22 protein-coding genes are annotated in these 24,268 nt (G+C 52.4%); 19 read left to right on the top strand and 3 right to left on the bottom strand.

All coding sequences use genetic code 11. From position 1 onward, the window contains the following. Positions 1-261 precede the first annotated feature (261 nt). The 15 genes from ACR64Q_RS02310 (at position 262) to ACR64Q_RS02240 (ending at position 16,692) form a co-directional block, all read left to right on the top strand. Positions 262-1,719 carry a sensor histidine kinase gene (locus ACR64Q_RS02310; RefSeq protein WP_020483257.1) on the top strand — a complete coding sequence of 486 codons (1,458 nt, stop codon included), beginning with the start codon at positions 262-264 and terminating at the stop codon, positions 1,717-1,719. A gap of 5 nt (positions 1,720-1,724) precedes the next feature. After that, on the top strand, positions 1,725-2,300 hold the full coding sequence (locus ACR64Q_RS02305) for a hypothetical protein (RefSeq protein WP_483823264.1): 576 nt from the start codon (positions 1,725-1,727) through the stop codon (positions 2,298-2,300). 5 nt (positions 2,301-2,305) lie between these two features. Continuing rightward, positions 2,306-3,892: a sensor histidine kinase gene (locus ACR64Q_RS02300; RefSeq protein WP_483823263.1), complete on the top strand. Its 1,587-nt coding sequence runs from the start codon at positions 2,306-2,308 to the stop codon at positions 3,890-3,892. Between the two features lie 28 nt (positions 3,893-3,920). Further along, a complete protein-coding gene (locus ACR64Q_RS02295) occupies positions 3,921-4,634 on the top strand; it encodes a response regulator transcription factor (RefSeq protein ID WP_026603377.1) in 714 nt (237 codons plus the stop codon). A 123-nt stretch (positions 4,635-4,757) separates the two neighbouring features. Further along, on the top strand, positions 4,758-5,450 hold the full coding sequence (gene aat, locus ACR64Q_RS02290) for a leucyl/phenylalanyl-tRNA--protein transferase (protein WP_313733450.1): 693 nt from the start codon (positions 4,758-4,760) through the stop codon (positions 5,448-5,450). Then, positions 5,447-6,169: an arginyltransferase gene (locus tag ACR64Q_RS02285; protein ID WP_313733449.1), complete on the top strand. Its 723-nt coding sequence runs from the start codon at positions 5,447-5,449 to the stop codon at positions 6,167-6,169. Before aat ends, ACR64Q_RS02285 begins: the two co-directional genes overlap by 4 nt. A gap of 3 nt (positions 6,170-6,172) precedes the next feature. Next, positions 6,173-6,739, top strand: coding sequence for an elongation factor P-like protein EfpL (gene efpL / locus ACR64Q_RS02280; protein WP_020483263.1), 567 nt, complete (start codon positions 6,173-6,175; stop codon positions 6,737-6,739). A 352-nt stretch (positions 6,740-7,091) separates the two neighbouring features. Further along, the gene (locus tag ACR64Q_RS02275; RefSeq protein WP_313733448.1) at positions 7,092-8,033 is read left to right on the top strand and encodes a chromate resistance protein ChrB domain-containing protein; all 942 of its coding nucleotides are present in this window, start codon (positions 7,092-7,094) and stop codon (positions 8,031-8,033) included. Then, positions 8,030-9,421 (top strand): chromate efflux transporter, encoded by a 1,392-nt coding sequence (gene chrA, locus ACR64Q_RS02270; protein WP_313733447.1) that lies wholly within the window; start codon positions 8,030-8,032, stop codon positions 9,419-9,421. Before ACR64Q_RS02275 ends, chrA begins: the two co-directional genes overlap by 4 nt. Beyond that, positions 9,418-10,332, top strand: a complete 915-nt coding sequence (locus tag ACR64Q_RS02265) for a DUF1259 domain-containing protein (RefSeq protein ID WP_313733446.1) — start codon at positions 9,418-9,420, stop codon at positions 10,330-10,332. The genes chrA and ACR64Q_RS02265 overlap by 4 nt, the downstream gene beginning before the upstream one ends. A 60-nt stretch (positions 10,333-10,392) precedes the next feature. After that, entirely contained in the window at positions 10,393-10,536 is a 144-nt protein-coding gene (locus ACR64Q_RS02260; RefSeq protein ID WP_313733445.1) for a hypothetical protein, read from the top strand. A 399-nt stretch (positions 10,537-10,935) separates the two neighbouring features. Then, positions 10,936-12,906, top strand: a complete 1,971-nt coding sequence (locus ACR64Q_RS02255) for a methyl-accepting chemotaxis protein (protein WP_313733444.1) — start codon at positions 10,936-10,938, stop codon at positions 12,904-12,906. Positions 12,907-13,175: 269 nt separating this feature from the next. Continuing rightward, on the top strand, positions 13,176-13,901 hold the full coding sequence (locus tag ACR64Q_RS02250; RefSeq protein ID WP_313733443.1) for an ABC transporter ATP-binding protein: 726 nt from the start codon (positions 13,176-13,178) through the stop codon (positions 13,899-13,901). Beyond that, on the top strand, positions 13,898-15,310 hold the full coding sequence (locus ACR64Q_RS02245) for a DUF3526 domain-containing protein (RefSeq protein WP_313733442.1): 1,413 nt from the start codon (positions 13,898-13,900) through the stop codon (positions 15,308-15,310). The genes ACR64Q_RS02250 and ACR64Q_RS02245 overlap by 4 nt, the downstream gene beginning before the upstream one ends. Next, positions 15,307-16,692: a DUF3526 domain-containing protein gene (locus ACR64Q_RS02240; protein WP_313733441.1), complete on the top strand. Its 1,386-nt coding sequence runs from the start codon at positions 15,307-15,309 to the stop codon at positions 16,690-16,692. Before ACR64Q_RS02245 ends, ACR64Q_RS02240 begins: the two co-directional genes overlap by 4 nt. Before the next feature lie 62 nt (positions 16,693-16,754). Here ACR64Q_RS02240 and ACR64Q_RS02235 read toward each other — a convergent pair whose 3' ends face one another. Then, positions 16,755-16,964 carry a hypothetical protein gene (locus tag ACR64Q_RS02235; RefSeq protein ID WP_020483272.1) on the bottom strand — a complete coding sequence of 70 codons (210 nt, stop codon included), beginning with the start codon at positions 16,962-16,964 and terminating at the stop codon, positions 16,755-16,757. A gap of 360 nt (positions 16,965-17,324) precedes the next feature. Here ACR64Q_RS02235 and ACR64Q_RS02230 point away from each other — a divergent pair, with 360 nt between their 5' ends. From ACR64Q_RS02230 to waaC, 3 genes are read left to right on the top strand one after another with little or no spacing between them, the layout of a single operon-like run. Further along, on the top strand, positions 17,325-18,251 hold the full coding sequence (locus ACR64Q_RS02230; protein ID WP_026603368.1) for a branched-chain amino acid transaminase: 927 nt from the start codon (positions 17,325-17,327) through the stop codon (positions 18,249-18,251). Between the two features lie 54 nt (positions 18,252-18,305). Beyond that, the gene (gene waaF / locus ACR64Q_RS02225; RefSeq protein ID WP_409521206.1) at positions 18,306-19,331 is read left to right on the top strand and encodes a lipopolysaccharide heptosyltransferase II; all 1,026 of its coding nucleotides are present in this window, start codon (positions 18,306-18,308) and stop codon (positions 19,329-19,331) included. Between the two features lie 3 nt (positions 19,332-19,334). After that, positions 19,335-20,345 carry a lipopolysaccharide heptosyltransferase I gene (gene waaC, locus ACR64Q_RS02220; protein WP_313733439.1) on the top strand — a complete coding sequence of 337 codons (1,011 nt, stop codon included), beginning with the start codon at positions 19,335-19,337 and terminating at the stop codon, positions 20,343-20,345. Positions 20,346-20,357: 12 nt separating this feature from the next. On the opposite strand, the gene ACR64Q_RS02215 is transcribed toward waaC, so the two are convergent. Next, a complete protein-coding gene (locus ACR64Q_RS02215) occupies positions 20,358-20,876 on the bottom strand; it encodes a DUF3391 domain-containing protein (RefSeq protein ID WP_026603365.1) in 519 nt (172 codons plus the stop codon). A 46-nt stretch (positions 20,877-20,922) separates the two neighbouring features. Further along, positions 20,923-22,146 carry an HD-GYP domain-containing protein gene (locus tag ACR64Q_RS02210; RefSeq protein ID WP_313733438.1) on the bottom strand — a complete coding sequence of 408 codons (1,224 nt, stop codon included), beginning with the start codon at positions 22,144-22,146 and terminating at the stop codon, positions 20,923-20,925. A gap of 640 nt (positions 22,147-22,786) precedes the next feature. On the opposite strand from ACR64Q_RS02210, the gene ACR64Q_RS02205 reads away from it, so the two are divergent. After that, a complete protein-coding gene (locus tag ACR64Q_RS02205; protein ID WP_313733437.1) occupies positions 22,787-24,253 on the top strand; it encodes a hypothetical protein in 1,467 nt (488 codons plus the stop codon). The last annotated feature ends 15 nt before the right edge of the window (positions 24,254-24,268 follow it).

Here is a 24,268-nt window from a genome sequence, read left to right as displayed (position 1 = left end):
TCTAACTCGCGTGTTGACCGCTCCGCCTCTCGGCGACATGGGTAACCATCGCATTTTTTGTGCTCGCCAGCGGCATTAACGCCTGTGCAGCCGCCGCACAACCACCTTTTTCTAAACTCAGGGTGTTCGGTTTTTACCCCGCGATTTTCAATCGCCAGCCTTTTGGCCCCTAGGCGATGCCGTTTGTGACGGATTTATGACCAATTTTTAGCATGCCGTTTCATCTATACTATGGCGTGATTTATTGCTTCTCGCACACGGATGAAATTTAAAAACTTTTTATCGTTAAAGTCCCTGATCGTCCTGGGCTTTGTCATTGCGGTGATTCCGCTGTTTCTGGCCGTGATGTACGCCGCTTTCGGCATGCGCGAAACCTCGGCGCTGGGCCGCACCGTCAACACCCATGTCTTCGAACAAACCAAAACCATCCGCCTGGTTTTACAAAAAGCCTCCGATATAGAGCGTAAGGCCAAGCTGTTTGTGTTGCTGTCCGACCCGACGCTGCGCCAACCCTACGAACGGCAATCCTACGAAACAGTGCGGGCCTCGTTTAAACAGGCGTTAGGCGATTTGCTTAAATTGCATGTCGACAACAAAATCGCACTGCTGGTCAACGAATTATCCGAGAAGGAAAACCTGATTTATCAACAAATCATCGGCTCGGATGACGAAAACAATCTGGAATTGCCGATAGACGAGGCTTTCCAGGGTTTGCGCGAATCTGCCGCCACCTTATCACGCGAGTTTGAAAACCACGTCGATCACGAATTCAACGAACTGCACCAATTATCGGAATCGCTGGAGCATGGTCTATTGGTCAAGGGCGCGGTATTGCTGGCAATTTCGTTCAGCGTGATCGCCATCCTGTTGATCGTTTTATCGCGTTCGATGCGGCAACTTGACGTATCGATACGCCGTTTGGGCGCGGGCGAATTGGCCGAACCGATTCTGGTCAACGGTCCGTCGGATTTACGTTATCTGGGCAATCGTTTGGAGTGGCTGCGCACCCATTTGCTGGAACTGGAAGTGTCCAAGCAACAATTTATGCAAAACGTCGCCCGCGAGATAGAGCTGCCGTTGGCAAGCCTACGCCAGGATGCCGAACTGCTGGCCGGGGAAACCGACTACGACCCCAACAGCAAGCGGGAAAACACGGTATTGCATTTATGCGCCAATATCGAAAAGTTAAACACCGTATCCGAGGAACTGCTGCGCTACAGCCGGATCAACTCCCTGCCCGACAGCAAACGCAAAGAAAGTGTCAACATCAAAGATTTGCTGGAAACCGTCATTGACGATTTTCAACCCGTTTTAAGCAGTAAAGCTATTGCTATCCGCATGCTGGCACGGCCGGTGGAAATTTCCGGCATTCCCGAACAATTGCGTGCGATCATCGAACAATTGCTGACCAACGCCGTGAAATTTTCGCCGGAAGGCGGCGAAATTCGCGTCATATTGCGCGACGCAGGCACGCTAATGGAACTGGAAGTGGAAGACGAAGGCCCCGGAATCGCCGCCGACGAACGCGATCATATCTTCGAACCGTTTTATCGCGGCAAGGCTGGTGATACAGGCGATAGCGATGGCCCCGGCCTGGGCTTGGCTATCGTCAAGGAATACGTCGCCAATCATCAAGGCAAAGTCGAAGTCATCGATGCCCGTCAAGACCAACAAGGAGCCCGCATCCGGGTTCAAATTCCGTTAAACGGGGAGAATTGAGGAACATGCAGTCACTATTTATGCGCGTATTGACGCTGATCGCATCATTGTTGGCCATCAGCGGCTGCGCCGAGGTGGATTCCAGCGTCAGGGAACATTTTCCAACCATTCACAGCGCCCCGGTGGTGCATTCCGATATAGACGAGTTGCTGGAATTCGGCAACAACCTGGCCAACATGACCACGGCGGGTCGCACCGAGACTTGCCGGTCTTTAGTGAAACGCCAAAAAGACGAACCCGAGATTGGAGTGTTACTGCATTTGATGGTGGGCCGCCTGTTATCCGATGCCTGCGGCGACATTCCCAAAATTCTGGATGAAATTGCCGGCATCCCGCCCTCGGGCTTGAGCGACGAACGGATGCGCCACCTGGTTGCCATTCACACCGAAGCCTTAAAGCGCATCAACAGCGCATCAAGGAAACTCGGCTCATTGGAACGCAAACAAAAAACCGTGCAAAACGTCCTGGAAACCAAAGACGCCGCCGGTTCCAAGAAAGAAGAATCAAGACTGCTGCGCGAAAAACTGGAAGCCATCCGTTCGATGGAAAAGCAATTGGACGAGACTAGCGAAGGCAAATAAAGCCAATGTTTCGGTTTCGCTTGGCGATAGTCATTGTTGTTTCTTTCTGCTTTGTGTTGAGTTTGGGCATTGCCTTGTATTGGGGAGCCAACGAAGTAGCTCGCTATTTTCAGCACAGCCAAACCGCTTACGAAACCTTCGACGATTACGAACAGCTGTCGCAAGAAGCCTATCGCCATTTCAAACAACGCATGGACCGGCTGATCACGGCCAACCCTAATTCGGAAACCGGCGTGGAGTCTTCCAAGCGCCGTCTTTACGAGGCGATGCAAACGCTACGCGACACCGCCGTCAAAACGCCGGGCACAGACAGCGCGAGCGAAGACTGGACCAATAAACCCGCGGAATTGGAGAAAGTCGCCCATCTCACCGCTTTCCTGGAAGCCAGCGAATATCGCTTCGAAGAAGTCGAGCGGCTGCGCTTGCAAGGTAAGCTGACTACCGCCGTGCAGGCTTTGGCTAAATTCACCGAGGAAGAGATAGACGGTAAATTCCAACCCTTGATCGACGCCGCTATTAACGCCGAGCGGCAAAAAGCCCAGAAAGCCAAGCGGGAGTTGGAGATTTTGGTCGAAAAGTCGCGCTGGACGGCGATTTTAGCTTCGTTAACCGCGGCGTTATTCAGCTTGGTAGCCGGCATCATGTTGCTGCGCGCGTTTAAAAAACCTATCGAAGCGCTAATGAAAGGCACGGACGAAATCGCCTCCGGCAACCTGGATTACCGGATTGCCTTGGACAGTCGGGACGAATTTGCGTATCTGGCCAGCCACTTCAATCAAATGGCCAAGGAACTGGAAGTCCAACAAGATAAACTACGCGAAGGCCGCGCCGTGTTGGAAGAGCGAGTGACCGAGCGGACCTTTGAACTTAATCTGTTGAACGAAGAATTAAAGCGCATGGATAATGCCCGCCGTGAGTTTTTGGCGGACATCAGCCATGAACTGCGCACGCCGATCACGGTGATTCGCGGCGAGGCGGAAGTGACGCTACGCGGCCAGGACCGCGACGCCGAAGAATATAAAGACGCATTGCAGCGCATCGTGGAGCTATCGATGCAGTTGGGCAAATACGTGAACGATTTACTGTTTCTGGCCCGCGCCGACACGGCCAATCTGCAATTCGAATGGAATAAAGTCGACTTGGCGGATTTGGTGGCCAGCAGTGTCGAGGATTTTCAGGTGATGGCGCAAGAGTATTCTATTTCTGTCAGCCTAGACGCGCCGTCCGGGCCGCTATGGGTGCGCGGCGACAAGCAACGGTTACGGCAAGTGCTGTTCATTCTGGGCGAAAATGCCTGCCGCTATTCCAAACCGCTCGGCCATATCGCCGTGGCTTTATGGCGCGACGGCAAACAGGCCTGTTTCAGCCTGACCGATCAGGGCATAGGCATACCGACCGAGGATCTGGAGCGCATTTTCGAACGCCACTTCCGCAGCAGCAACGCCCAGCATTCGCGGGACGACGGCTCCGGCCTAGGTTTGCCGATGGCCAAATCCATCCTGCAAGCCCACGGCGGGCAGATCGCGGTGCAGAGTGTCGAAAACGCCGGATCGACATTTACGGTTACACTACCCCTGCTTACGGTAGCATAAGAGGGATTTTCATATGAATGAGAAATACATGACAACCAATACTCTGACGGGGATAGGCTATATGCGGGTGCTGATGGTTGAAGACGACGAGCGCATCATCGATTTCGTACAACGCGGATTAAAAGCCGAGGGCTATGCCGTAGAGGTGGCCCGCAGTGGGCAAGAGGCTATTGCCTTGGGTACCGAGGGCAGCTTTCAGGTGATCATTCTGGACTTGGGTCTACCGGACATGAACGGCCGGCAGATTTGCGAACGCTTGCGCAGCAACAGCATCGACACCCCGATTTTGATGCTGACCGCGCGCGATACCGTGCAAGACAAAGTGGCCGGCCTACGCTCCGGCGCCGACGACTATATGACCAAGCCGTTCGCGTTTGAAGAATTACTGGCCCGTATCGAAGTTTTACTCAGGCGGCGCGGCGGCGAAGTGAAGCAGGACGATAAAGAATTGCGTATCGAAGACCTGGTACTCAACGGCGAAACCCACGAGGTACGCCGCGGCGATAACGTCATCGAGTTAACACCCAAGGAGTTTGCTTTGCTGGAATGCTTTATGCGCATGCCGGGTAAAGTCTTGAGCCGCACGCGAATTCTGGAACAAGTCTGGGGCTATAGCGCCGATCCGCTGACCAATGTGGTGGATGTTTATATTCGCCAGCTACGGCGTAAAATCGACGACGATTACGAGCTGAAATTGCTGAAAACCGTACGCGGCTTTGGTTACAAAATGGATGCGTCTTGAGTTAGACCCGCGAGATTTTGTCTCTAGGTGCCGCTAACAGCAGCCTAGCCGGCCGCTGCCCACAAACCTTGGTAAGCTAAGTCATTACACAAACCAGCGCCAACCCGGACACACGCGCCTCCTATGCAACTCACCCTGCTCGACCCGGATCATCCGCACCAAGCCTTTCCGCCACTGCATAAGGCCTTGAAACAACCCAACGGCTTATTGGCCTTTGGCGGCTGTCTGTCGCCGCAGCGCATCGTCAACGCCTACCGGCACGGGGTATTCCCCTGGTTCAATCCCGGCGAACCCATTCTGTGGTGGTCGCCCGATCCGCGTTTGGTATTGTTTCCTGAACATCTGAATATTTCTCGCAGCCTGGCGAAAACCCTGCGCAAACAACTGTTTGAGATTCGTTACGACAGCGCTTTTCGCCAAGTGATCGATGCGTGCGCGGCCCCGCGTAGCGAAGACGGCGGCACCTGGATTACCGACGACATCCGCCAAGCCTATATCACCCTGCACCACCTGGGGATCGCGCACAGCTGCGAAGCCTGGCAGGACGGCCAATTGGTGGGCGGCCTGTACGGCATTGCCATTGGCCAAGTGTTTTTCGGCGAATCGATGTTTCATCGTAAAACCGACGCCTCCAAAGTGGTGTTTGTGCATCTGGTTCAGCAACTCAGCGCTTGGGGTTATCAAGTCATCGACTGTCAGGTCAGCAGCGAACACTTACTCAGCCTTGGCGCGGCGGAAATCCCTCGTAGCCGCTTTGTAGAATTGCTGGATAGGCTTTGCGATCAAACACCGACGCCCGACGCTTGGCAAGCATGAGTTCCATCCCGATTTGGCTGGACAGCGGCCATGCCTGCGGCTATCTGGACGACCGTCTGGCACGTTCCGGCTTCGTGCATCCGTCGGTGGAGATGGACACCGCGCTGTATTCGCAGCTGATCGTCCAAGGCTTCCGGCGCAGCGGCGATCATGTTTACAAACCCTATTGCGAAACTTGTCAGGCTTGCGTGCCGACCCGTTTGCCAGTGCAGGCATTTCAGCCGGATCGTAAGCAAAAGCGCTGCATCAAGCGCAATGAACAAACCCGGATAGTGGTCAAAGACGCCGAGTTCGACCCGCGTCATTTCCAGCTGTATCAACGCTATCTAAACGCCCGTCACGACAAACCCGGTGAAGATACCGAAACCACGCCGGATGACTACATCAAATTCCTCGGTAGCAGTTGGTGCGACACGATGTTTGTGGAGTTTTTGATTGGCGGCCAATTGGCGGGGGTGGCGGTTGTCGATGTGGTGACTGACGGGCTATCGGCAGTGTATACCTTTTTTGACCCGGATTTTGCCGACTACAGCCCGGGCGTTTACGCCGTGTGTTGGCAAATCGAAACCGCCAAACAATTGGGCCTGGAATATGTTTATCTGGGCTACTGGATCAAAGACTGTCGTAAAATGCGCTACAAAATCGATTATCAACCGCTGTCCGGCCTGATAGACGGCCAGTGGCAAGCTATTTCAAAACAAACATTCAACGAGGACTAAGCCGTGCCAAAAGCCAACGAACTGAAAAAGGGAACCGCCATCGAAATCAACGGCGAACCGTATGTGGTCAAAAACATCGATGTGCGCAACCCCACTTCGCGCGGCGCCACCACGCTTTACAAAGTCCGTTTCACCCATATGAAAACCCGGCAGAAGCTGGACGAAACCTACAAAAGCGACGAGATGTTGAAAGCCGCCGATTGCTCGCGTTGCAACGTGCAATATTCCTATCAGGACGGCGACACCTATTACTTCATGAACGCCGAAACCTACGAGCAATACAGCTTGTCTGCGGAAGATTTGGAAGGCCAGACCGAGTATTTATCGGACGGCTTGGAAGGCATCATCATGCTCCTGATGGACGACGCGGCGCTGGGCATCCAGTTACCCACCACCATCACGCTGCAAATCGTCGAAACCCCGCCATCCATGAAAGGCTCCAGCGCCACCAAACGCACCAAAACCGCCAAACTCAGTACCGGGCTGGAAGTGCAAGTCCCCGAATATATAGAATCCGGCGAGATGATCAAGGTCAATACCGACACCGGCGAGTTTTCATCTCGGGCGTAACACCGCCCACCCCGCCCCAACCGCCGACCGAATCAGCTGTCGGCGGCAACGACTTCACTAAAACACCTTGCGCTTTACTCAGCAGACCTCAGATCACGATTGGCGGCATGTCCGAATTCGTGTCGGAGCCGCAATGATTAACCCGGCTCTATTGGGATATTTCACAGGCATATCGTTCTGACTGAGCGAGTTCAGCCAATGCAAACTTTTATTCCTTAAAAACCAAAGCAACCAGTGCCAGCATAAGGGCCTAGCTGACCCACGCCGTCCCTGCATTGCCTAATCTTAAGCTTGGAAAGGTGATACCCTGATTTTTTTGTAAAATAATTTACATAAATGTATAGTTAATTACATGAATAAATGGTATCTATTAATAATCAGCCTGCCTACCGAGAACGCCACCGCGAGAATGCGCATTTGGCGATCCTTGAAAGCGTCGGGTGCTGCCGTGCTGCGTGATGGCGTCTATTTGATGCCGGATCGTGCTGAATGCCTGGAAACATTCAAAGGTCTAGCTGTAGCGGTCAAAGCATCGGGCGGCACGGCCTTGGTGTTGAAAACCGATGAGCCGGAATCTGAAGGTTTCGTTGTTCTCTTTGATCGTAGCGAAGAGTACGCTTCGTTATTGGCCGACATTTCCAAGCTGAGCAGTGATTTAGCTACTGATTCAGCTCCAGACCGGCTCAAGCAAGCCCGAAAACTACGCAAAGCGTTTACCGGTCTTGCGGTTATCGACTTTTTTCCAGGCGAAGCGCAGCAACAAACTGAATCCGCATTAGGCCAGCTTGAGTGGGCAATCGCCCGCTTGTTATCGCCCGATGAACCGCAACCCGTCGCGGGGGTGATCAGCAAACTATCGATCAATGATTTTCAAGGCAAAACCTGGGCAACCCGGCAACGCCCCTGGGTAGATCGGTTAGCCAGTGCCTGGCTGATTCGGCGGTTCGTTGACCCGCAAGCCCATTTGCTTTGGTTGCCTTCGCCTAATGCTTGCCCGCAGGACGCCATTGGCTTTGATTTCGACGGCGCTCGATTTAGCCATAGCGATGGTCAGGTGACGTTTGAAGTCTTAGTCGCCAGCTTTGATTTGGCAACGCCAGCGCTGAAACGCTTAGGCGGCTTGGTTCACTTTTTGGATGTCGGTGGTGTGCAGCCACCCGAAGCCGTGGGTATCGAGAGCGTACTATCGGGCTTACGCGATGCCATCCAAGACGATGACCAGTTATTGGTAGCGGCCAGTGCGGTATTTGACAGCTTGCTGATCAGTTTCGAAAAAGGAGCATCCCATTCATGAGCGGATTCAATACGCCTTCTGCCGATAATCCCCAAAACCGGCCTGATCCCGTGGGCTTTTGGCAAGCCTTTCGGTTCTGGTTGAAATTGGGCTTCGTCAGCTTTGGCGGCCCGGCCGGACAAATCGCCATCATGCATCAGGAGTTGGTGGAGCGGCGGCGCTGGATTTCCGAGCAACGTTTTCTGCATGCTTTGAATTACTGCATGCTGTTGCCAGGGCCGGAAGCGCAACAATTAGCCACGTATATCGGCTGGTTGATGCATCGCAGTGTCGGCGGCATCGTGGCCGGTGGCTTATTTGTACTGCCATCGCTACTGATTCTGATCGGCTTGAGCTGGGTCTATATGGCCTACGGCGATGTCCCGGCAGTAGCCGGGGTACTGTACGGCATTAAACCGGCGGTGACGGCGATTGTACTGTTTGCCGCTTATCGGATTGGTTCTCGTGCTTTGAAAAACGGACTGCTTTGGACCATGGCAGCCTTGGCGTTTTTGGCCATCTTCATATTGGATGCACCGTTTCCGTTGATTGTCCTGCTGGCCGCGATTCTAGGAGCGATGGGCGGTAAATGGCTACCCAAGAAATTTGCATTAGGCGGCGGGCACGGTGCAGCCAAACAAAGTTACGGTCCGGCGTTGATTGACGACGATACGCCGACACCACTCCATGCGCTGTTTTCCTGGTCTGGCCTAATCAAAATCACCGTCATCGGCTTAATTTTATGGGGCGCTGTTATCGGTTGGTTATGTGCCGAGTACGGTTGGGACGGTACACTGACGCAAATGGGTTGGTTTTTTACCAAGGCCGCCTTGCTGACTTTCGGCGGCGCTTACGCCGTGCTGCCCTATGTCTATCAAGGCGCGGTCGAGCATTTTCACTGGCTGACACCGCAGCAAATGATGGATGGTTTGGCACTGGGTGAAACCACGCCAGGTCCCTTGATCATGGTGGTGACCTTCGTCGGCTTCGTGGCCGGTTGGGGCCAACAAGTCCTCGGCGCGGAGCAAATGCTGCTGGCAGGCACGGTGGCGGCGACCGTAGTCACTTACTTCACCTTTCTACCCAGCTTCCTATTCATTCTGGCTGGCGGCCCGATCGTGGAATCGACCCACGGCAATCTGAAATTCACCGCACCGTTGACCGGCATCACCGCTGCCGTGGTCGGTGTGATTCTCAATCTGGCGGTGTTTTTTGCCTGGCATGTGTTCTGGCCACAAGGTTTTAGCGGCCATTTCGATGCCTTTTCCGCGTTGACCAGCCTGTGCGCATTCTGGGCACTGTTCCGTTACAAGGTGAATGTCATTCCGGTGATCATGTTCTGCGGCATTGCGGGACTATTGGTTCATTTCGCCAAAATCTGGCTGACTCAGCAAGGGGTGGTTTTATGAACAGCATGCGTCTATTTCCTATCTTATCGCTGGCAATAGCATCACTATTGACGGCTAATGCCATGGCTCAAGAGCCTACGCAACATGCAGCAGCCGCATCGTTGGATACCGCCAAAATCGAACAACTCACCGGAGCCAAAGGCAAACTGGATAGCGCCGAAAATGTATTTCGAGTGGCTGTGCCGCGCAACGATCTCGCTGTCAGCGTGGCTGGAGTCAAAATGACAGCCGCCACCGGTTTTACCTCGTGGGCCAGCTTTACCCAGGCAGGGGACAAAACCATGGTCATGGGCGACATGGTGCTGGCGGAAGATCAGATCAATCCGGTGATGAGTACCGCACTGGACAATGGCATCGAAGTGACGGCATTGCATAATCATTTTTTGTGGGATACGCCCAAGGTGATGTTCATGCACATCGGCGGCACCGGCGATGTTGATACCTTGGCCACCGGCATTGGCAAAGTGTTTGCCAAAATTCGGGAAACCGCTGGCACCAAACCGAAACGCAAAGCCAAATCGTTCGACGCCGCCAAAACCTCGCTTGATCCCAAACCGCTCGAACAAATCTTGGGCGTTCCGCCCGAAAAGACAGGAGAAGTCTATAAGGTGACGATAGGCCGCACCACGCAAATGATGGATGGGCATAGCATCGGTAAAACCATGGGCGTCAACACATGGGCGGTGTTCGCGGGCAGTGACGACAAAGCTGTTGTTGAAGGTGATTTCGCTGTTTTGGAAGCCGAACTGCAAGGTGTTTTGAAGTCATTACGGGCTTCCGGCATCGCCATTACCTCGATTCACAATCACATGGTGGGGGAATCGCCCAGAATCGTCTTTCTGCACTATTGGGGCGAAGGGCACGCCGTTGATTTGGCTAAGGCCTTTAAAGCCGCATTACCCAAAAGCTGAGCCATTGGTCATGAAGTGGATTACCCGTGAACAGCCCAAAATTGACCGTATTGCTTGTCCGTGGCTGATTCGTGCGGCGCCACCAACCGCACTAAACCGGCCAAACTGACCACCGGACTGGAAGTTCAGGTGCCGGAATATATCGAAAGCGGCGAGATGGTGAAGATTAATACCGAGACTGGCAAGTATTCTTCCAGAGCTTAGACGCAGCTACCTTTGCCGGATGGCGGCGGGCATCGCCCCCATTCGCTGCGGAGTCCGGCAAATCATTCTTGTTGTCCACACATGGTTCCGCACTCTCACCAACACCGTCGGCAAACTGCTCGTGCTCTTGCCTGCCTTGGATACCACGATCCGCTAAAAAGCGGATCTTCAATCGCAAGGCTTGTGTGCTATCCATCGCCCGCCCAATCTTTTCCAACGCACTAACTCAGACTACCCATTCCTTGGCTAAATCTGCCAATTTTCGCGCCTGCGGTGCTTAATTCACCACATCTGTTAGATAAATCACGAAATTTGTCGAACAGCCCCAAAACTGTCATCTAACCGTAATGAAACTGGATTAACTTCTAACCTTAGTCAACATTCCGCCGAAAACAACGCATGAAAATCAGCCAAATTTCCAAGCTCGTGACGCTGGCGCTGCTCATTGTGATCATTAGCTTCGGGATTACGGTCAGCTGGTCGTTAAATCATCTGAACAAAGCATTTGCCACAGTCGCGTTCTTTGGCCAACAAAAGGATAAGATTTACCTCGAAATCAGTCAGCCGATTTCCACCTATTTGCAGAATGGCGACGCCACGTTACTCACTGAGTTGGCAAACAATCTCAATCGGCTGAGTAATGACATCAACGCCAATACCGCGCTTTCAGAGACCATAAAGACCGCCCTGACTCAACTCATCGTCGACGTCCAACAAACCGCATTACCTGAACTGAGCGCAGCTGGAAAGCTTGCCGACCCGCAGATTTTACTGGTCAACAACGAACAACAACTTTCAGCGCACCTGCGAACCTTGCAGAACTATGTAGAGAAAGCCAATAGCGCCGGGCTCAGCGAGCAACGAAGCTACCTCATGGCGATTAGCCAGACCCAACTCGCCTTGCAAAATCTATCCCGCGTCCGACAAAGCTTCTTTTCAGAGCGGAAACAAGCATCGACTGACAATGTTCTGAATTATTTAAAGCAACTTTCTGACGCAGCTGCAACCATCGAGCATTTGCCACTGCTCGGGGTAATGAAAACTCAGGCTAGCGAAGACCAAGAGTTTACGCTTGGCAATCAAACGACTCTGGCCAAAGCGGAAGATATGGCGCTCGAACCCATTGCCGAAATACGCTACTTGTTGAGTCGTTACGAAAAAGATCTGGCTAATGCCCGGAATATCGTCAAACAAAAGCAGCTCAGCCAGAGCAACATCAATCAACAAATGCAGGCATTTCAAGAAAAACTCCTGGGCTTGGAAGACAACATCAACCGGGAGTATCAAGACTATGAACACATGCTGTATGCCGTCATGATCGCCTGCACGGTGTTGATACTGGTAACGAGCGGCATCACCCTGTTGGTCAAGCACCATCTGGCTACCATCATCAGCCGGTTCTCGATCTATGTCGACAAATTGGCGAATGGCGACTTAAGTTCGAAATTTACCTTGGAGAGTCGAATCGCGGAAATTGTGCAATTGCGCACTTCGCTGGAGAAACTGCATGCGTATTTCACTTCGTTGATTGACAACATCAACCGAGAATCGCAGGCCTTGAAAAAATACGGTAGAAACATTGAGGCGGTAGCCCAGAATTTGAATACTATCATCGCTGATCAACAGCAGGCCACCGAAGTCACCGCCCGGCAGATGGCCGATCTATCCAAATCCTTCAACGGCGTAGCCTATCATGCCGCAGAATCGCAGAACTGCACCACGGAGGCAAAAAACCTGATCGAGCTTGGCGTTCGACATATCGTGCATACCAACCAGCAAGTCACCGAACTTGAACAAGTCATCAATAAAACCGCTGACGCCTTATTGTTGTTGCAACGTGACGCCTCGGCAATTGAGGGCGTCCTGGGCATGATCCAAAGCTTTGCCGAACAAACCAATCTGTTGGCGCTAAATGCCGCTATCGAGGCGGCGCGTGCCGGCGAGCACGGTCGCGGCTTTGCGGTGGTGGCAGATGAGGTCAGAAGCCTGGCTGGAAATACCGCCAATTCTGCCAGTCAGATTCAAGCCCTGGTCGAGAAGCTAAGCTCGGCCACTAAAACGACAGTCGCTATGATGAACAATCAGCAAGCCGCGGCTAACCGCACTACCCAAGCGGTAAAACAAGTCAACGACGCAATAAAGGGTATCAATTTATCCATCGACCACATTTACGATAAAAGTTCGCAGATTTCCGAGGCAACCATCCAGCAATCGAAAGCTACTGAGCGAATCGCCGGTAATTTCGAACAAACCGCCGAACTGGCAAAGAAAACCACGGAGGCGGCAAAAACCAATATGTTGAGTGCATCTTCCCTGACAGGTGTCAGCAACAACCTGGAACAATTGGTCGTACAATTCAAGCTGAAATAAGCTCAACACAGCCCGCGCGGCAAGGTGTTCGACCATTCGTTTCGAACCAGACAAGGCGGGACAATTTTGATAATCTGACCGGGAAGGTGCCACCAAATCAGACGGATTGAAGTTTTAATCAGCAGATGATGCATGCTAACCACGGGCGAAGTATTGGCACAGCGGACGTTATATGTCAGGCTGTCGCCACGATGCCAACCCCGCTGGACGCAAAATGCGACGCTCTGAATCGGACGCCAGCGCTCATTTACCGTAACCCAGATCCTGTCATGACTACAATTTCCCCCGTTTTAGCCGCAAACAACCTGGTTGTCGAATACCGACAGCACCGCGCGGTCGATAACTTAAACCTACAAATTCCCAAGGGCTGTGTGTATGCACTGCTAGGCGGCAATGGCGCCGGCAAGTCTACGACCATCAGCACTTTTTTGACTTTCAATCGCCCCAGCAGCGGCCAGGTGCTGATAGAAGGCGAATCGCCACACGCCAATCCCGATCTAGTGCGGGCAAAACTGGCCTATCTGCCGGAAAACGTCGCGCTATATGACGTGATGAGCGGCCTAGAGAATTTGACCTATTTTTGCACCTTGGCCCATATTCGTTTGAGCAGCGAGCAAGCCCACAGCTTATTGCTGGACAGCGGTTTGCAAGCCGATGCCCATCAGAAACGGGTGGCGGCCTATTCAAAAGGTATGCGGCAAAAAGTCGGTTTGGCTATCGCCTCCGCCAAGCAAGCCAAAGCCATGTTGCTGGACGAACCGACCTCCGGCCTCGACCCGAGCGCTGCCAACGATTTTGCCCAACGCATCCGCGCTGCCGCCGATCGCGGCATGGCAGTGCTGATGGCGACGCACGACTTGTTCAATGCCAAACAAGTTGCCGATCGTATCGGCATCATGAAAAACGGCCGCTTGGTAGAAGAATTCGACGCCCACACCGTGCAACATGACGAACTGGAGCAAAAATATCTGGCTCATGCCCGGGGGTTGGCATGATCAAGACCATCATCCGCAAAGAATTTCTCGCCACACTACGCGACGGCCGCTTGCTGACTTTGGGCGTAGCCCTATTGCTATTATTTGTTGGCTTTTTCCTGGCGTCAGCCTACGAATTGCAGCAATTGCGCGCGGAAAAACTCAGCGTCGGCAGCACCGCCAAAGAACAGTGGAATACTCAGAGTGTGAAAAACCCGCACTCTGCCGCGCATTACGGCATCTACGTGTTTAAGCAAGACACGCCGGTGGCGGCCCTGGATCCGGGGTTGCGGCCTTATATCGGCCAGTCTTTATGGCTGGAGCCGCATAAGCGCAATCTGACCCGGTTCAGCCCGGCAGCGGACCAAGTGTTGGCCGGCCGCTTCGGCCAAGCCACCACCAGCTTTGTGTTGACCACGCTATTGCCGCTATTGATTGTGGCATTGACTTTTAACTCGATCAGCCAGGAACGCGAATCCGGCACCTTGCGAATGTTGCATAGCTTGGGCGTACATGCCGGCCAGTTGTTGTTCGGCAAATTGCTGGGCTTGCTGAGCGCGTTTGCCCTGGTCTTGGCACCGGCGCTGTTGGTAGCCGCCGTGATACTGCTGGGCCACTTCGCATTTACGCTGGACGACGTACTGCGCCTGCTGGTTTTGATGCTGCTGTTGAATCTGTACTACGGCGTCTTCGCCGCAGTCGCCATCGCCGCTTCCGCGTCTTTCAACACCAGCCGCACGACTTTGTTTTGCCTGCTGGGCTTTTGGTTGGCCAGCGTGTTTATCGCCCCGCGCCTGGGTGCCGTAACTGCGGAAATGCTGGCGCCCAATCCCAGCGCCAGCGAATTCTGGCGTGAGATCAAGGATGACATCGACCACGGTCTGGACCACGACGGCGACCATGAGCAACGCGCCAAAGCCTTCGAAGCACAAGTGTTGGCGCAGTACGGGGTTTCCCGCAAGGAAGATTTGCCGGTCGGCTTCGTATCCTTAAGTCGTCAGCATAACGACGCCTATTCCGTTAAGGTTCACACCCTGCATTTCGACGCCTTACGCGACAATTTTATTAAACAACAACACTTGAGCCATCTGGCTTCCTGGCTGGGCCCCAGCCTGGCGCTACGGTCTTTATCCATGACCTTGGCCGGTACGGATTTAACCCATCAACGGCATTTCGAGGACGCCGCCGAGCAATATCGTCACTATTTTATCAATCTGACCGAAGACTGGGACCGCGAACGCAGCCGTGGCACGGAGCGCAAGGCCACCGGTGCCGAGACCGATTGGCGTAGCGTCGCGGATTTTAGTTATCAAGCACCGGACATCGGTTTCGCCTTACGGGCCGCCCAGCTGGATCTATGGGTGTTATTGCTGTGGCTGGGCTTATCGGTGGGCTTATTAAGCCTTTCCGCACGGAGGCTGGTGCCATGATGCCATTAATCGCCATCGAATGGCTGCGTTTTAAACGCAACACCTTAAACCTGTGGGTGGCAGGTTTATTTCTGCTCGTGATGCTGGGTAGCGCAGTCTGGTCGGGTTTGGCTGCGCGTGAATTCCGTCAACACGGCACGGCAGCGCCGCAGACCGTCAACGCTATGTCTAATCAAGCGGAGATGCATGACGCCCCGAAAGCGGCGGATCACACGCCCAAAGCCAATGCCTTCTCCGCCAGCGCCGCCGCGCCGCCTTTGCGGATGCCGGCCCTGAGCGGTTTGGCCTTGAGCGTGCGGCAACTGGATTTTTTAAGTACCGGCATCAAAATCTCCACTCGCAGCCGCCACACCGACGGTCGTAACAGCGATCAGTTGTTCAACCCAATGCTGCATGAGTTGGGTATGCTGGATTTTGCCACCGTGTTCGCGCTACTGACGCCGTTAATGGTGATTGCCTTGAGCTACGGCTTGGTGCAGGAGGACCGAGAGAGTGGAGTCTGGCGGCTGGTCTGCACACAAATGTCGGCACCCTGGCGCTTGGTGTGTGCAGCGCTGAGCGTGCGGTACAGCGTGGTGGTACTGGTGGTTTTCAGCAGTTCGCTGTTGGCGCTATGGCTCGATCCCGAATTTAGCGCGGATACCCTGGCTTATTGGCTGGTGTTCGCAGGCATATACACACTGGTGTGGTTTGGCATCGCCGGCTTGTTTCTGCTGCTGCCCTTCTCCTCAGGGGCGGCGGCCATCGGCATGCTTGGCGTCTGGTTGATACTGACCTTTGCCGGCCCGGCCTTGCTGACCTGGGCAGCCGACCAACATGCACCGATGCCTTCCCGGCTGGATAGCATCATCACCATCCGCCAGTTCCAGGAGCAAAACAATCAACAACGCCAAGCGCTGCTGGCGCAGTGGTATAGCAATCATCCCGACCTGACGATGCCGCAAACAGGCAAAGAGTTACCGCGCGAAATCACCGGTTTGCCTGCCGGCTTGGTTCTGGATCAACAGATCAGACCGGTGATGTACCGCTTCGACAGCGCCCGCCAAGCGCAATTCGAGTTTTTGGCAGCGTGGTCTTGGCTGTCGCCGGCGCTGGCAGCTGTGCAAATGGCGGATAGGCTGGCCGGCATCGATGCGCCGCGCTATGCTGAGTATATTCAGGCGGTCAATCACTTTGAAGATCAATGGCGCGACTATTTCGTACCGAAGATCATGAGCGATAGCGCTTGGAGCGATGAGCACAGTCACGATCAACCACGCTTTGCATTTGCGCATCCGGCAAATCCGGCGGCTTGTCAAAGCTTGATTGCCGGACAAGCGGCGTTGGCGTTTGTGTTGTTGGCGGTACTCTTTGGCTCACGCCGGCGCTTTGCCAAAGCCTGACGACGCTATTTGCTCAAGAGACGTCCTGGACGACTCTAGTCGTCCGGGTCGGCTGCGCAACTTTAAGCCACTATATTTCTGACGCATTGCCTGGCAAACACATTGATAGGCACGCTGCTGCTTAAATAGCGGTTGAACAATTCGTTAATAGTAAGCGGATTGAGGTACACATAAATACCGCAACCGGTAATGGCAATAAACTGCCGGCTTAACGTTTCGATAAACACGATACGCAGCGTGCTGATTTCGTTGACTTCATTGCTTGTTTTCATGACGCTCTCCCGAATCTGCCGATTTGACTAATAAATCTTAAGCATAATTGACGCCAACTAACAAAAGCCTTTAAAAATCATACCCGTAAGATTTTTCCAAGCTTAGGCAACTTCTAAAAATTGACGCTGAGTTTAATTTATCGCAAACAGCACTTGCCGTCGGTAGCCTATGCCACGAGGAACCAGTGAATTATTTCACCCGTGCACACAACGCATCTTGAGGCTGCCAAACTCATTCCCTCGCCAAATTTAGGACTTCTGCGCAGCCGGTATTGCCGGGGAGCGCTTTATAGTACAATTTCCGTCACTTTTAAGCCGACGCGGCGCAGCAATAATCACTAAACAAAACAGGTTCAGATAATGGCAACGATGGATGATAGAGACGGGTTGATTTGGCTAGACGGAAAATGGGTTGATTGGCGCGATGCAAAAGTCCACGTATTAACTCATACCCTGCATTACGGCTGCGGCGTCTTTGAGGGCTTACGCGCGTATAAAACTGATGCCGGCACCGCGATTTTCAAGCTGGCCGAGCACACTGATCGCTTGTTTCGTTCCGCGCATATCATGAATATGAAAATGCCATTTTCGAAAGAAGAAATCAATCAAGCCCATCGCGACGCGGTTGCTAAAAACAATCTGGACAGCGCCTACATCCGCAGCATGGTGTTTTTCGGCTCCGAAGGCATGGGCCTGCGCGCCGACAATCTGAAAGTACACGTGATGGTCGCCGCGTGGACCTGGGGCGCGTATCTGGGCGCGGAAAACATGGAAAAAGGCATCCGCATCCGTACCTCGTCCTATACCCGTAACCACGTCAACAGCACGATGTGCAAAGCCAAGGCCAACGGCAATTACATCAATTCGATCCTCGCCTTACAGGAAGCCTTGTCCACCGGCTATGACGAAGCTTTGTTGCTGGACCACGAAGGTTTTTGCGCGGAAGGCAGCGGCGAGAACTTGTTCATCGTCCGTAACGGCAAAATCTACACCCCGGAAACGACATCGGCTTTGGAAGGTATCACCCGCGATACCTTGATCACCATCGCTCGCGAACAAGGCTACGAAGTGATCGAAAAACGTATCACCCGTGACGAAGTCTATGTCGCCGACGAAGCCTTCTTCACCGGTTCCGCCGCCGAAGTCACGCCAATTCGCCAATACGACAACCGCGACATCGGCGCCGGCAGCCGCGGCCCGATCACCGAAAAGCTGCAAGCCTTGTATTTCGACTACGTCCAAGGCCGTCGTGCCGACCATAAGGAATGGCTGACGCTCGTTTCTTAAGTGGCGGAGCAACCCTATAAAATCCTGGTCGTCGGCCCGTCCTGGGTCGGCGACATGGTGATGGCGCAAAGCCTGTTCATCACCCTTAAGCAACAACATCCCGCTTGTCTCATTGATGTGCTGGCCCCGGCTTGGTCCTTGCCTCTATTGGAGTGCATGCAGGAAGTGCATAAAGGTCTGACGATGCCGCTGGGCCACGGGCAATTTGATTTGCGCGGGCGTATCCGCATAGGCCGGGAATTGCAAAGTCAGCATTACGATCAGGCGATTGTACTGCCCAACTCCTGGAAGTCAGCGCTGATTCCGTTTTTTGCGCACATTCCTAAACGGACCGGTTATATCGGCGAACTGCGCAGGGGTCTGTTGAACGATGTTCGCACGCTAGATAAATCAGCGCTGACCATGACCGTGCAGCGCTTCGTCGCACTGGGCTTGCCGAACGAAGCGCCTCAGCCGCCAACTTACGAATTTCCGAGGTTGACTATCACGACCGAGCAACAATTAAACGTCTGCAAAAAATTCGAGATTACCGGTGCGGATTTAATCGAAATCCCCCACCCCAGCGCCCAGCTTGAGGGTTCGGAGGAATTACGCCCTATCGTCAGCAAAATCCTGGCGCTATGTCCAGGAGCGGAGTTCGGCCCCGCAAAGCGCTGGCCAGCCGAACATTACGCCACCGTCGCCCGGCAAAAGGAAGAACAAGGCTGGCAAGTCTGGTTGTTCGGATCGGAAAAAGACAAAGCCGTTGCCGAGCAAATTAATGATTTATCGGGCGGTATTTGCCGCAATTTCGCCGGTATTACCTCGCTGGCCGATGCGGTGGATTTGCTGTCCTTGGCCGATGCGGTGGTCAGCAACGATTCGGGTCTGATGCACGTCGCAGCCGCACTGGATAAAAAACTGATAGCTGTATATGGCTCTTCCGACCCCGGCTTTACCCCGCCGTTGCATGCCAAGGCGGAGATTCTGGATTTACGCCTAGAGTGTTCGCCGTGCTTTAAGCGTGAGTGTCCGTTAGGCCACACTCGCTGCTTGACGGAAATCCGGCCGGAACAGGTACTGGCGGCATTGGACGCCTAAGCGATGAAAATTGCCATCGTCAAGCTGTCAGCCTTGGGCGACATCGTGCATGCGATGGCAGCCTTGCAATTCATCAAGGCCGCATTGCCGTTGGCACAAATCGACTGGATCGTCGAGGAACGCTTCGCCGGCATACTCGCCGATAACCCACACATCGATAATGTTTTGGGGGTAAATTTAAAAGCCCTGAAAACCGACAAATGGCGCGTCTTTGCCGAAATAAGCAAAATACGCGCTTATGCCGAGCAGGGCTACGACTTAGTTCTGGATGCGCAAGGTTTGATTAAGTCCGCAGTGGTCGCGCGTTTGCTGTCGGCCAATTGCGCCGGTTTCGATCAGGATTCGATCCGGGAAAAATGGGCGGCTTTTTTTTACAACCGGCATGTCGCGTACCCTTACGACGCCAATACCATCGATCGAAATGTCGCCGTGCTGACCCAGCCGCTGGGTCTGAATGTGACAACTGAGCAAATCCAGGCAAAGCAGCCGTTTTTGTTTTTTCAGCCGCCGCAAACCGCGTTGGATGAGTATTTTCCAGCCGGTCAGCCCAACATCATTCTGGTCATTGGCTCTACTTGGCCCAGCCGTAACTACCCTTTAGAAAAATTTCTACAGGTCATCTTCGGCCTGGAAGCTAATTTTCTGATCAGTTGGGGCAACGAGAAGGAACACTGGATGGCGCAGTGGCTGGCCGAACGCAGCCTGGCACGGGTATTACCGCAATTGAGCCTCAATGATTTGAAAGCGGCGCTGGCCAAAGCCGACTTAGTGATCGGTAACGATACCGGGCCCACCCACATGGCTTGGGGTTTGAATCGGCCGTCGATTACCTTGTTCGGACCAACGCCGGTCAGCCGGATTTACCAAACCGACATCAATAAAGCGTTGAAGTCGCCTTCACAGGTCAATCCATTCAAACTCGATAAAAACGATTTCTCCATTGCCGAAATCGATCCTCGCGCCGTCATTGCCCTCAGTAATGAACTATTCGGCAAGACCCAACAACTCCCCTGAGTGATTGGCTGCCTAAGTTTTTTCCAGTTCGACAAACATTTTCAGTAGCTCGATAATCGGTTCATCACTAGCCAACACTCTGACTATGTTGATCTGGTTTTGCTGCTCATCGGCCAGATCAAGCAGGCGTTCTTGGAATAGCAATTGTTTCTGCGGATTGGTGATCACCTTTAATAATGGACGCTGGGGAAATTGTGAATTTTCCTTGACCACTATAGCTAGTTCATCAGTCTGCAATTCGACGATGCAATTAACAGGGTAAGCAGAATCATTTTCCTTGGCGCGGCTGCGCATCTCCGTAGCCGCAGAACCGCCGGAATCGATTATGTCGGTTTCAGCGGGCTTTTCCACATCGATACCTTTGCCGGTATCGATAGAAACGGTTTGGCAATACTCTTTTAAAGTATTAATTTGTTTATCGGATGAAATCAGAAATTTGGTTCGAAAGAAAGGTGTATCTATCCATTTCCGATCAGTGCCGCAAACAAACATGCCTTTTCTGAGCTGGTTAATATTAATTTTTTTAACCATGTTGAAAAAATAATATCCAAGGCATGTTATTTACAGAACTAAAACCTTAGCCAACTACCGCATATTCTTTCGTAAATTTGCCGTCTTGATAATATTTGGCTAAATCGACACCGCAATCCTGCGGCCTTATCACCTGTTTGACTCCATAGCGCTTACCGCTTGCATCGGCAATATTCAAGGACAGATCGAGGATTTTCTCTTCAATAGGATTTTTATTACCATCTTGAATCAGTAATATTTTTGGCTTTAGCCTATCGGCTTTATTTTGCTCGACGATTAAGCCAATTTCGCCGCTGCTTAATTCGACTAAATTACCTTGCGGATAAAATCCGATGCAGTTAATAAATTGCGTCACATAATTAGCTTCAAATTGCTGCCCCATCCCTTTTACCAAAATCCCCAAAGCCATAAGATGCGGCTTACCACGCTGATACACCCGGTCGCTGGTGATGGCATCGTAGGTATCGACCACCGCTACCAGCTTGGTAAATATCGATAAGGTCGTTTTGTTCAAACCTCTCGGATAACCGGTGCCGGCCAAATGTTCATGATGATCGTAGGCAACGTCGACAGCACCGGGATACACATTACGGGCCGACATTAACACGTTGCGTCCGTATAGCGTGTGTTTACGCATAATGTCCATCTCATAGTCTTCTAACGAGCCTGGCTTATTGAGTATCTCTAAAGGTATTTTCATTTTGCCGACATCGTGCATCAAGCCGCAAAAACCTAATTTATTCAGTTCTTCCAGTGATAAATTTAACTCACGCCCTAGCAGAATCGACAATATGCACACATTCATACTATGTTGCGCGGTATATTGATCCTGATCTTTAATTTGGGTCAGCAGCAGCATAGTATCGGGATTTGCCAATACTTTATCGACACACTCGGAAACAGCTTGTTTAACCGCACTGACACTAAATTGATTACCGAAACGAATATCGTCCATCACCGTTTTAATTAAATTACCGGTGCGTTGAAAGGTATTGGCAGTTTGGTTAAAAGATCGCGCAAAACTCAGATGTTTACGCGCTTCAGTGTTTCTGGTTGGAATCGCGCCGGAAAAGGATTTCTGGTATTTAACGTCGATATAGACATAATCACAAATCGCCTGAATGGCTTGGATATCCGCATGGCTTTCAATAACGATTCTATCCAATAAAAAAGGTGAATCTGCCGTCGGCGCTTCCAAACGGCTTACGCACATACCAACTCTCAGTTCATACACATGAATTCTGAGTATTCCATCCTCTTTATCTGCCATACGAATCCAATCGGGGATTTGTGGAAATCCAAAAATTTGAAAAACAGCCGCAAAAACGGCATCAAGGAAAATTGTGTCCGCCTAACCTCAGACGCCAGTTAGCCAGCATACCTAGTTCAGTCGTTCTTGTCCGAACCAAAAGCCCGCAAACCGGCGGCGGATCACAAATCCAATTGGCTTTTTAGTATAGGCGAAGCATATTTTATCGTGGCTTAATATCTCGGATTTGAAAGCTGCTCCCACACCGCCCCGCTAATCGTTTTTCGGCTCACAACTTAACTGGGACTGATGACAACCCGTTAAAGCCGTTAGCAAATTTAGAATTGCTAGATTTTTGGATTGGTTTAAACTGGCGGCTCGGCGATATTGACTGTTCCGGTATCAAAGTTGGCCTACCAGCGTGGATCTTGGGTCTACGGCCCTGAAAATGGCTTTACAGGCGTAAAGCACAATCAAGATTGCCCTATTGCTTCAGAGGTCAGCAGTCAATATCGACAACACTAAACACGATATTCATTTAAGTGCCGTTATCGAAACTGACTTTCACCGACATGGATAGCTTAGTAGGATTTTCTAAAATTCCGTCAGGTGGGCCAGAATAAAAACTATAACCTTCGGACTTAGCGCCAGGGAGAAAATCGTGATGCTTCCATATCGCCATGATTTCCACATCGTCGGAGACGATTTTTACCGTTCCAATCCCACGCCTTGGCCACGCCGCTTAAGGCGTAGAACCTTATTCTTGCTGGTACTTCTGCCATTGCTGCTGATTACCGAAACCTATGTCTTTCTGCAGCCGGCCATTTTTGAAAGCCGAGCCTTAGTATTGACGACCGCGGCAACCGACATTGATCAAACTCATGCAGAGGCGGACCTGGAGCATGTCAACATTCAAAAGCAGGTCTTGCTGGGACAACCGGTATTGGAAAAAACCGCCGACACGCTGAAGCAGCAGAATGATATTGAGCATCCCAGTGTCAACCAGCTAAAAGAGCTGTTCCAAGTAAAACCGGTAGCGGAAACCAATCTGGTGCAATTGGCAGCGGAAGGCTCGCATCCGCAATTTCTACAAATGGCCTTAAATACTTGGATCAAAACCTACCAACAAATTCGCGCGGAGTACATCGCCGAAATCACCGATAAAGCGAGTACCTCGATCAAATCGGAATTGACTCGCCTCGAACAACAAGTGCGCGACAAACGCCAGGACATTGAATCGTTCCGCTTGCAGCATGACATTCTCTCCCTGGAGAGCACCGATAACGAGGCCCACGCCCGCTTGCAAGGTTTAAATAATTCCTTGAATGCCGCGTTGGAAGAAGAAGCGAAAGCCAAGGCCAAACTGGACGCCATTCGTGCAGCCATCGCAGAAGGCAAAGCTGTGGTACCGGAAGCCGATTCGCAAAGTCTGGCAGTGTTAACCCAGCAAGCCGAACGCCTGCGCGAACGCCTGGAAGCGCAAAGAAGCCAATACACCGACGAATACATCGAATTCCACCCCAGCTTGCGCAATTTAAAAGCCCAATTGGCCGAGCTGGATGAAAAAATCGCCAGCAAGGAACAAGCCGGCTCGAGCTATGCGACGCAAGAAGCCGAAAACGCCTACGGCGCAGCACATCGCACCGTTCTGACCATTCAAAAACAAATGGCCGAGCATAAACAAAAAGCCACCGAATACACCAATCAATTCGCCAAACACCAAGCCATGCAGGAAGAATTGGTTAAATTGGAGGAATTATTACAGCAAACCAAACAACGCCTGGTGGAAATCGATGTCAAACACCGCCAAAGCAATCCGCAATTGGACGTCGTGGATTGGGCGTCACTACCCGATAAGCCGGTGAAACCCGATTACGGACAGGACGCCGGCATCGCCGGCGCTGCCAGCCTGGCAATCGCGTTACTGGTGGTCTGGCTTAACGATTATCTGAATAAGGAGCCGACGCAGACCACGATAAATTCGGTCACCGAATTTCAAATCTACCAGCAAAGCGAGCCCAAGCTGGAGAACCAAGCCGGTCACCGCACTGTGGAGACAGAACGGCGTCATAGGCTGCGCCGCGCGGACGATCCCAAGCGATTATCGGACGAAACCACCGATTCATAGCTGCAATGCGGCAAC

This window comes from Methylomonas sp. 2F7, from assembly GCF_057126975.1.
Note: the sequence above shows the minus strand (reverse complement) of the source record. Positions and strands in the feature narration are given on the sequence as shown.